At 46.6% G+C, this 8,365-nt stretch carries 7 protein-coding genes and 2 pseudogenes; 3 read left to right on the forward strand and 6 right to left on the reverse strand.

What is annotated here, in order from left to right:
* From WBV75_RS01555 to katG, 6 genes and pseudogenes are all read right to left on the reverse strand, one after another.
* Positions 1-184 (reverse strand): annotated as a pseudogene (locus WBV75_RS01555) (SPFH domain-containing protein); the annotation flags it as partial.
* A gap of 200 nt (positions 185-384) precedes the next feature.
* Positions 385-927, reverse strand: a complete 543-nt coding sequence (locus WBV75_RS01560; protein WP_424118900.1) for a DinB family protein — start codon at positions 925-927, stop codon at positions 385-387.
* A 104-nt stretch (positions 928-1,031) separates the two neighbouring features.
* A complete protein-coding gene (locus WBV75_RS01565) occupies positions 1,032-1,748 on the reverse strand; it encodes a DoxX family protein (RefSeq protein WP_424118901.1) in 717 nt (238 codons plus the stop codon).
* Positions 1,749-1,856: 108 nt separating this feature from the next.
* The gene (locus tag WBV75_RS01570) at positions 1,857-2,420 is read right to left on the reverse strand and encodes a DUF7010 family protein (RefSeq protein WP_424118902.1); all 564 of its coding nucleotides are present in this window, start codon (positions 2,418-2,420) and stop codon (positions 1,857-1,859) included.
* A gap of 94 nt (positions 2,421-2,514) precedes the next feature.
* Positions 2,515-3,348: a cupin domain-containing protein gene (locus WBV75_RS01575; RefSeq protein WP_424118903.1), complete on the reverse strand. Its 834-nt coding sequence runs from the start codon at positions 3,346-3,348 to the stop codon at positions 2,515-2,517.
* A 182-nt stretch (positions 3,349-3,530) separates the two neighbouring features.
* A complete protein-coding gene (katG, locus tag WBV75_RS01580; RefSeq protein WP_424118904.1) occupies positions 3,531-5,780 on the reverse strand; it encodes a catalase/peroxidase HPI in 2,250 nt (749 codons plus the stop codon).
* Positions 5,781-5,984: 204 nt separating this feature from the next.
* Between katG and WBV75_RS01585 the strand changes: the two genes are divergently transcribed.
* The 3 genes and pseudogenes from WBV75_RS01585 to WBV75_RS01595 all read left to right on the forward strand — a co-directional run.
* On the forward strand, positions 5,985-7,058 hold the full coding sequence (locus WBV75_RS01585) for a flavin monoamine oxidase family protein (protein WP_424118905.1): 1,074 nt from the start codon (positions 5,985-5,987) through the stop codon (positions 7,056-7,058).
* Entirely contained in the window at positions 7,055-7,960 is a 906-nt protein-coding gene (locus WBV75_RS01590; RefSeq protein ID WP_424118906.1) for an HAEPLYID family protein, read from the forward strand. Before WBV75_RS01585 ends, WBV75_RS01590 begins: the two co-directional genes overlap by 4 nt.
* A gap of 11 nt (positions 7,961-7,971) precedes the next feature.
* Positions 7,972-8,365, forward strand: a pseudogene (locus WBV75_RS01595) (hypothetical protein); the annotation flags it as partial.

Here is an 8,365-nt window from a genome sequence, read left to right on the forward strand (position 1 = left end):
CCTTGGAGCCGTTGGGATTTACGGTAAAGAATCCCCTCATAAACAGCAAAATAAAAGGGAGCATGATCAAAAACAGAGGATTACGGAAGAATATTACCCCCCCAATCATTACGAATAGAAGGATAAAAAGGACAAAAAGCATAACATAGCCACTGGAGGGCGTTAAGTGTTTTTCATTTTTCATAATAGTATTATTTTGATATCACTATAATACTACTTTTTATCCACATTTGCAAATACAAAATGGAAGCTAATCATAAAAAGTGGTCTGCGACTTTTTTCACCTGGCAAATAGCATGAACGTATATAGAACCATGAGCCCAGGCACAACAAAACACAAATTCGCAGAAAATTTGACCTGCAACCGTCAACGGAAGTAAAAGCTTATTGAAACAGCACGTACCTCGGAGGTGTCAACCCATTGAGCCGCATATATACCAGCATTTGACCCCTGTGGTGTGTGATATGGTCTGTTAGCAAGAGGAAAATTTGTCTTTTAGATCGGTCCAGGCCAAAATAGTCCAGGTGATCCGTAAGATCCTCGGGGTCGAATTGTTTGATCAACGCTAAGGCGGCATCAAAAGTCTCGTCGACAACCGCGATCATTTCCGCCTTGGATTTGCCGGCGACCTTATAGACGCGGTCCGTATTCCAGTCCCGTGATTCCCGCCCGCCGAGCAGAGATTGACTATGCCAGTCCAGGGCGTAGCCGATATGCAATAAATTCTCGGCAAAGCTCAGCGATTCAGGTGCAGCTTTAAAATCATAGAACTCCTCCGGCATAGTTTCCGCAACCACTATGAGATATTTCCGGGATTGCTCCAAACGCTCTGAATAATCTGAAATAAATTCATTCTGCTGGGCAAATACAGGGGTTGCCACCAGGCTTAGTAAGATCACGCTTACTGTGATTTCTAGATGTTTCATGTTCATGGGTTAGGTTTGAAATGTGTTAAGCAATAAGTGCCTATTATTTGATTTTTTTTTGAGTTTTTGAAACTCGCTAACTCATACCAATGTGGGTGTTTCATTTAATTCCCCGAATCCTCAAACGCCTTCAAACATGTATCCAAAGGTTGTCCGGCGGTATGTATGCATTCACAAAATTCAAGTCCGGCGGCTCCATTCTGAGCATTTTCAAATTGCTTTTTACAATCTGCCAGTGAAATCCTGGGCATCGCCTCATACCCGAAACGGGCAAAAGCAATTGTGCCCATTACAATGAGTACCACTCCAGTGAAGAATAACAAGGGAAATTTCGTATTGTATTTCTCAGGTTTTTGGACAATGCCGAGGTCTGAAAACTTTGAGATTGGCAGAATATAACGCAACCGGTCATAATTCCAGACAAGGAGGTATAGATTGGCAAGGACCATTAGGGGGGCGGTCACAAATGAACCTTCAAAACGAACGGCAAAAGAGAGTAACCAAATATTGACAATAATCGGAAAGTAAATCAACGCACCCATAGTCACCGTTCTGGGTATGAGCAACAATACTGCGGCAACGACCTGGGCAATACCTATAAAAGTGTAATAATACCCGGTCTGATGTAGCGCTGTCAGGTAAGCACCCATGGGATGAATCTCAGATAATCCGCTCGCGAATCTTTCCCCAAGTATTTTCACCATCCCGGCAATGATGAAGGCAAAGGCCAATACCACCCGACAGAAAATTGAAAATAACCAGTACCACCTGTTGCCTTTGATGGTGAGGTAGAATTGCTCGAAGGTAGAAAGAGTTATCACTGGCTTGACTTTATAACGAATGAAGCACAACGGACACGATGCCGGTTGTGCTTTACACACAGCTCCAGATCTTTGGGTTGCTTATAGATGTGACCAATCCACTTTGCATTATACCATTTGGCGCGTGTCATATTCTATCCTTTCTCTACCATTGAGAATTATAATCGTCACTATATAAATTGCGACTATGGTGAAGGGAATAGCGATAAACCTGTATTCGGGCAACAGGTACCATAGGGCCACAATGGAAATCGTTCGGGTCAAAGTATGAAAAATCCCCACCCAATGTTTTATAATCCATGAAAATGGCAGCCACATGAGTCCTGTCAGAATTCCCACAGACAAAGGCAGGGAAGAATAGTCCAGAAGAAAGAAAGGGATGGCAATAGAGTAAACGAGAATGGCCTGGGCCGCGGTAAATAGGAAAAGCGTATCGAATTCATTTTTGGGTTTACTTTTATCCAGGAAATTTTCACCGGTAAATTTTGAAAGGAACAGACCTAAATAAACGATGCTCCCCGTTCCTATAAATATGGCCCATACAGCTATGAAATCCGAGGAAAAAACCCCGATGCATCCGATGATCGTCCAAACGATTAAGCCCGCTAAAGGGGTCGCAAGGAATTTTTGATTTGAAAATTCAATCCGCTGTTCTTCAAGTGTTCTTTTCATTCGTTCGCTTATGGTTACAATAAAATTTGGGGCAGCCCAACTTCACATGCCGACAGTGGAGATAGAGTCCAAACCGCATTTTTAGGTAATAAGATTAAGCTCCTTTCCCCCAGGCCAGAAAAATATAGACAATTGGCTCTTCACGTTCATTCCAGAAAACATGATCGCTATTTGGCGGTATAAAGTAGGCCTCATTTTTCTTTACTTCAATAGTGTCATTCCCAATTTTTGCATAGCCTTGCCCCTGGGTAATCATAAAATACTGAGGGAATGGATTGGTGTCACCTGGTTCATTAACCTGTTCTCCTTTATTTATTTGATACCAGGCGCTTCGAACACCAATCCCTTCAGTTCTTTGGTAAAAAATAGGGATGGCAAGTCCTCCGTGAACGATTCTTGCATGTTCCTCTCCAAGTTTTACAAGATCGTAAGGCGTAGTATTAAAAAAGCGCTGTGCGATAAACAGGAAGTCGTTGGTATCATTGTCCGTTATACCCTTTTGGATGTCAAAGTTCAGGGGTATCGGATCAGAAGAGGTCGCCTGCCCCATGGATGTCATGGCCGTCATATCCCCCCTGAATATTTTATTGTAATGCTCCTTTGTGGAAGAAAATGAAAGGTTATAGGAGTCTGTATCCCCTTCGAACAACTCAAATTGATTATTTGAAAATAGTACATGGCAGGCCTCTGACGAATCAGCCAAATAAAAATTGATGGTGGCCTCATAGGTTGAATCGATCTTTGTGACAAAGGATTCAGACCACTCCCTGACCATATGATCCAATTCCAATGCTGGGTTCGCCGTATTTATTGCGACAATTTCAGTATCGGCTTTTCTCGATTCGGTAGTACACCCGAAAATCAGGAAGCATACAAGAATGGATAAAACTTTTGACAAAGGATCTACACTAAGTGAAACACGAGGCATAATATACTTTTAATTAGACGATGGATATGGTGACCGACTGTCCTGTTGCAGGCATAGCGTATCAGGTGAATAGCTATCTCCAGAACTCTGTTTCCGAAATATAGCATAAAAAAAGGCGACCCGGATGTGGATCGCCTTTTACTATTATTAAGGCAAAATAAAAGTGCCTTTACCGGGTCGTACTAAAACCGATCCAGGTTCATCACTTTATGCCATGCTGCGACAAAGTCTTTTGCAAACTTCTCTTTGGCATCATCACAGGCGTAAACCTCTGCCAGGGCTCTCAATTCAGAATTCGAACCAAAAATAAGGTCTACACGCGATCCAACCCAGCGTAATTCCCCGGATTTGCGATCACGACCTTCAAATACCTCTTCATCGGCATCCATCGCTTTCCAGACATTCCCCATATCCAGCAGGTTTACGAAAAAGTCATTGGTCAGCGTACCTGGACTATCTGTAAAGACTCCCTTCTGGGATCCGTCCCAGTTTGCGTTCAAGACCCGCATCCCTCCGACCAAAACGGTCATCTCAGGAGCCGTCAGCGTCATCAACTGAGCTTTATCTACTAACAACTCTTCAGTTTTTACAGAGAATTTAGATTTGGCGTAGTTTCTAAAGCCATCGGCCAAAGGCTCAAGGTGTTCAAAAGACTCCGCATCCGTCATTTCTGCGGAGGCATCCGTACGGCCGGGGGTAAACGGTACGCTAATCTTATGACCGGCGTCGTGTGCAGCTTTTTCCACGGCGGCACTACCTCCCAAAACGATCAAATCGGCCAGGGAGACCTTTTTGTTTCCGGACTGGGCATCGTTGAATTTCTTCTGGATCGCCGTCAGGCCATCCAGTACCCTGCCCAATTGAACCGGGTTGTTCACCTTCCACTGGTTTTGGGGAGCCAAACGAACACGAGCGCCGTTGGCACCTCCCCGATAATCTGAACCGCGGAACGTAGAGGCGGATGCCCATGCGGCCCCCACAAGTTCTGAAATTCCCAAACCAGAGGACAGGATGTCCTTTTTAAGGGCTTCTACATCTTTAGCATCAATGATATCATAATCGGCAGCAGGTACCGGATCTTGCCAGATCAAGTCTTCCGCCGGCACTTCATCACCCAGATAACGAGCTTTGGGGCCCATATCGCGGTGCGTCAGTTTAAACCATGCTTTCTGATACGCTTCTTTGAATTCCTCAGGGTTGTCCAGGAAGTGGCGGGATATTTTCTCATATGCAGGGTCCATCCTCAGGGAGAGGTCGGTGACGAGCATAAAAGGATCGTGTTTCTTGTTCGGATCCTGGGCATCCGGAACTGTCCCCGCACCTGCGCCATCTTTGGGTTTATACTGCCAGGCACCTGCCGGACTTTTTGTCAATTCCCACTCATAACCAAAGAGGTTTTCAAGGTACTTGTGGCTCCATTTGATGGGTGTATCGGTCCAGGCACCTTCCAGGCCACTGGTAATAGTATCCGTACCCACTCCGGTTCCAAAGTTACTTTTCCATCCCAAGCTCTGCATTTCGATGCCGGCCCCCGCAGGTTCAGCCTCTAAAAATTCCGCATCGCTGGCCGCACCATGGGTTTTTCCAAAAGTATGCCCTCCGGCGATCAGCGCGACGGTTTCGTAGTCATTCATAGCCATTCGCCCAAAGGTCTCGCGAATATCATGGGCAGCAGCCACCGGATCCGGATTTCCGTTAGGGCCTTCCGGATTTACATAAATGAGTCCCATATGTGCAGCCCCCATTTGCTTTTCGAGCTCTCCACTCTCACTGTATCTGGCCTTGTTTCCAAGCCATTCCTCTTCGGAACCCCAGTAAATATCTTCTTCCGGTTGCCAGATGTCTTCCCGTCCACCGGCAAAACCGTACATGGGCAAACCCATAGACTCATGAGCCACGTTCCCGGCCAGGATCAGTAAATCTGCCCAGGATAATTTTTTGCCGTATTTCTGCTTGACCGGCCACAGGAGTACCCGGGCTTTGTCCAAATTGGCGTTATCGGGCCAGCTGTTCAGAGGTGCAAATCTTTGTGCCCCTGTTCCACCACCTCCGCGCCCATCGGCAATACGGTAGGTACCTGCAGCATGCCATGCCATCCGGATAAAAAACGGACCGTAGTGACCGTAATCCGCAGGCCACCAATCCTGATTGTCGGTCATTAAATCGGTGAGGTCTTTTTTAACCGCGTCCAGATCCAGGGACTTAAAGGCTTTCTGGTAATCAAAATCCGGATCCATAGGATCGGCAAGTTCAGAATGCTGTCGCAGGATGTTTAAATTCAGTGAATTGGGCCACCAATCGCGGTTAGTAGTTCCCCCGCCTGCGGCTTGCTTCATTTCCCCGTTCAAAAACGGGCATTTACTCTCAGCACTGGCATTGCCATTGTCCGAGTTGGCGTTGTAAGCCGATGATGAATGTGTGTTATCTTCCATGGTTCTCTAAATTATTATTTTCGTAGGTGTCTCAAAGTAACAATAATCTAAGGGGATAACCCTGACCTGGGTCATTCGTATAATTTATGTGCAAATAAATTCCCCCTATGGTAGTCCCCGGGGTTACAAAGAGCCTTAAATTTAACGAATTTCCTACCCATCAAAAAGGGGGCAGTCAATTAATTCTGATTAAAATTAAGACTATTGAAAAGATGTGATATCCTCATTATCGGAGGAGGGCTTACAGGCTTGATGGTGAAACACTTACTTCGCAAAACAACCTTCAAAAGCATCCTGATCGAAGGTAGGGAGCGGCTGGGCGGACGAATTTATTCCACTCCCTCTGATGCACAAAACCCACCTATTGAAATGGGGGCAACCTGGTGGGGTCCGAAACACACCCGGTTAAAAGCCCTGCTGAAAACCCTGGATATCCCTGTTTTTCCCCAGCAGTTGGGAGAACAAGCAATATATGAACCCATTTCAACCAGCCCGTTTCAACTCGTAACACTACCCGAAGAGGACCAGCCCAGCTTTCGGATTGGGGGAGGGACTTCCACCCTTATTCGAACCCTCGCCGCAACGCTGCCCACAGCGGAAATCCATTTGAAAACACGGGCTACCGGCATCGCTGAAAGAGCAGATGGCCTGCGGGTGGAATGCCCGGAAGGGGACTATCACGCCCGCCTTGTCATATCCACACTCCCTCCTTATCTGCTTGCGAAAACCGTCAATATCACCCCGCCCCTGCCAACGAATCTATCCGAACTTATGGAACAAACCCATACGTGGATGGGAGAATCCATTAAATTCGGACTGGTGTACGACCGCCCTTTTTGGAGGGAAGCACGTACCAGCGGGACTGTTTTCAGTAATGTGGGGCCGGTAACCGAAATGTATGACCATTCTGATTTTGAGGACAACCACTTTGCCTTGAAGGGTTTTATAAGCAGCAGTTTTTATACGCTCTCGGAAACAGAAAGGCGCACCCGCGTCCTTAGACAGTTACGGGGGTATTACGGTGACGTTGTCGACACCTATCGCACCTACCGGGAAAAGGTCTGGACCCGGGATCCCCTCACATACGCCCCTTATGACAAGCCAGTTTTCCCACATCAGAATAATGGAAATAGCCATTATCAGAAGACATGGCTTGGGGGAAAATTACTTATTGCCGGATCTGAAACCGCTTCCTTATTTCCCGGATATATGGAAGGGGCGGTGCAAAGTGCGAAATGGGTAGCAGAATTCATCGAGAAAACGAACAATATAATATGAGTCTGTGCGGAACGCTATCTAATCTATGGAGGAACACCTATTTGCGGAGCAACCTGGTGATTTCCTTCCTGTTTTTTGTACTTCCGGAAGGCCCAGGTCTGGCTCAGGACAAACAGATATTCACTCAAAAAATACCCCAACAGGAACTGGAAGATGGCCTGCAACCTTATAAGGTTTTGCACGCCGAACCCCTCTATATCGACCTGATTCGCGATTTAGGTGCGCGAAAAGGCGAAAAGGAGTGGAATCTCGGGATGGGCCTTAAGGATAACCTCAGTTTCGATTCATACGAGGTGTTGGTGGAATATGAATGGGCCCCGGTGAACCGATTGGGGCTTGAAGTTGAATTTCCATTCACTTTTTATTCCCCTACCGGGGGCACCCCCGGCGATCTGGTTCCCTCCAACCAACTCGATGCTTTGCAGGTGGCTATTCAATGGACCTTTTTGGTCAAGCCTGAAATCGCTACCTCTATGGCCCTGGGATATCTCAATGAATTTCAATTGACTGCCTTTGACTCCTTCGCCAAGCCATTTTTTAAAGGAAATGCCTACAACCCTTTTCTGGTAGTTGCCAAAAGGTGGGGCCGGCATTTTCATTCGCTCATCTACACAGGACCGATTTTCGAACAGGTATACAACACAGGGGACTGGGAATCTGCCTATGAAATCAATACCAGTTTCCACTACATGATCCCGGGGACCATAAACTTTATCGGGGTGGAATTCAACAAGGCTCTCGAACACGGGGATTTTGATATGACCATCCGTCCCCAGATGCGCCTCGATATATCCGAATCTATGCTTATCGGAATTGTGGCAGGCATTCCCGTTGCCCGGGAAAATGAACGTTTTAGTGCCTTTATGCGGCTGATCTATGAACCCAAACCTAAAAAAGACTAATTTCCAACTCTATGAGAATTCTAAAGCCTCTCCCCGTTCTGCTGTTATTGTTAAGCGGAATTTTCAATTCCTTTAGTCAGGAAAGCACCCGAAATACGAACTACACAGCCCTGGTCACTCTTTTTGAGGAGTGGCGTGAATTTGAAAACCCGCCACTTCTCGAAGGGGCACCGGATTATACTGCGGCCGGGCGAAAAGGGCGCTGGCCGGAATTTAAAAAACTTCAGGCTGCCTTAGGGGCCATAGACACCACAGGTTGGGCTACTCCCCAAAAAGTGGACTGGACCATAGTATGGGCTGAGATGAACGGATATGACTTTAATGAGCGGGTCCTCCGTTCCTGGGTACGCGACCCGGCATTTTACAAATCGGTGTGGATGGCGCGCAGCGACGTCCCTGCCCATG

The sequence above is a fragment of the Robiginitalea sp. genome, from assembly GCF_049588695.1.
Taxonomy (GTDB): Bacteria; Bacteroidota; Bacteroidia; order Flavobacteriales; family Flavobacteriaceae; genus Robiginitalea.

Excerpts from the sequence above, each read along its gene's own strand:
- WBV75_RS01560 (WP_424118900.1), bottom strand. The coding sequence starts at position 927 with ATGAAACATCTAGAAATCACAGTAAGCGTGATCTTACTAAGCCTGGTG.
- WBV75_RS01570 (WP_424118902.1), bottom strand. The coding sequence starts at position 2,420 with ATGAAAAGAACACTTGAAGAACAGCGGATTGAATTTTCAAATCAAAAA.
- WBV75_RS01575 (WP_424118903.1), bottom strand. The coding sequence starts at position 3,348 with ATGCCTCGTGTTTCACTTAGTGTAGATCCTTTGTCAAAAGTTTTATCC.
- katG (WP_424118904.1), bottom strand. The coding sequence starts at position 5,780 with ATGGAAGATAACACACATTCATCATCGGCTTACAACGCCAACTCGGAC.
- WBV75_RS01590 (WP_424118906.1), top strand. The coding sequence starts at position 7,055 with ATGAGTCTGTGCGGAACGCTATCTAATCTATGGAGGAACACCTATTTG.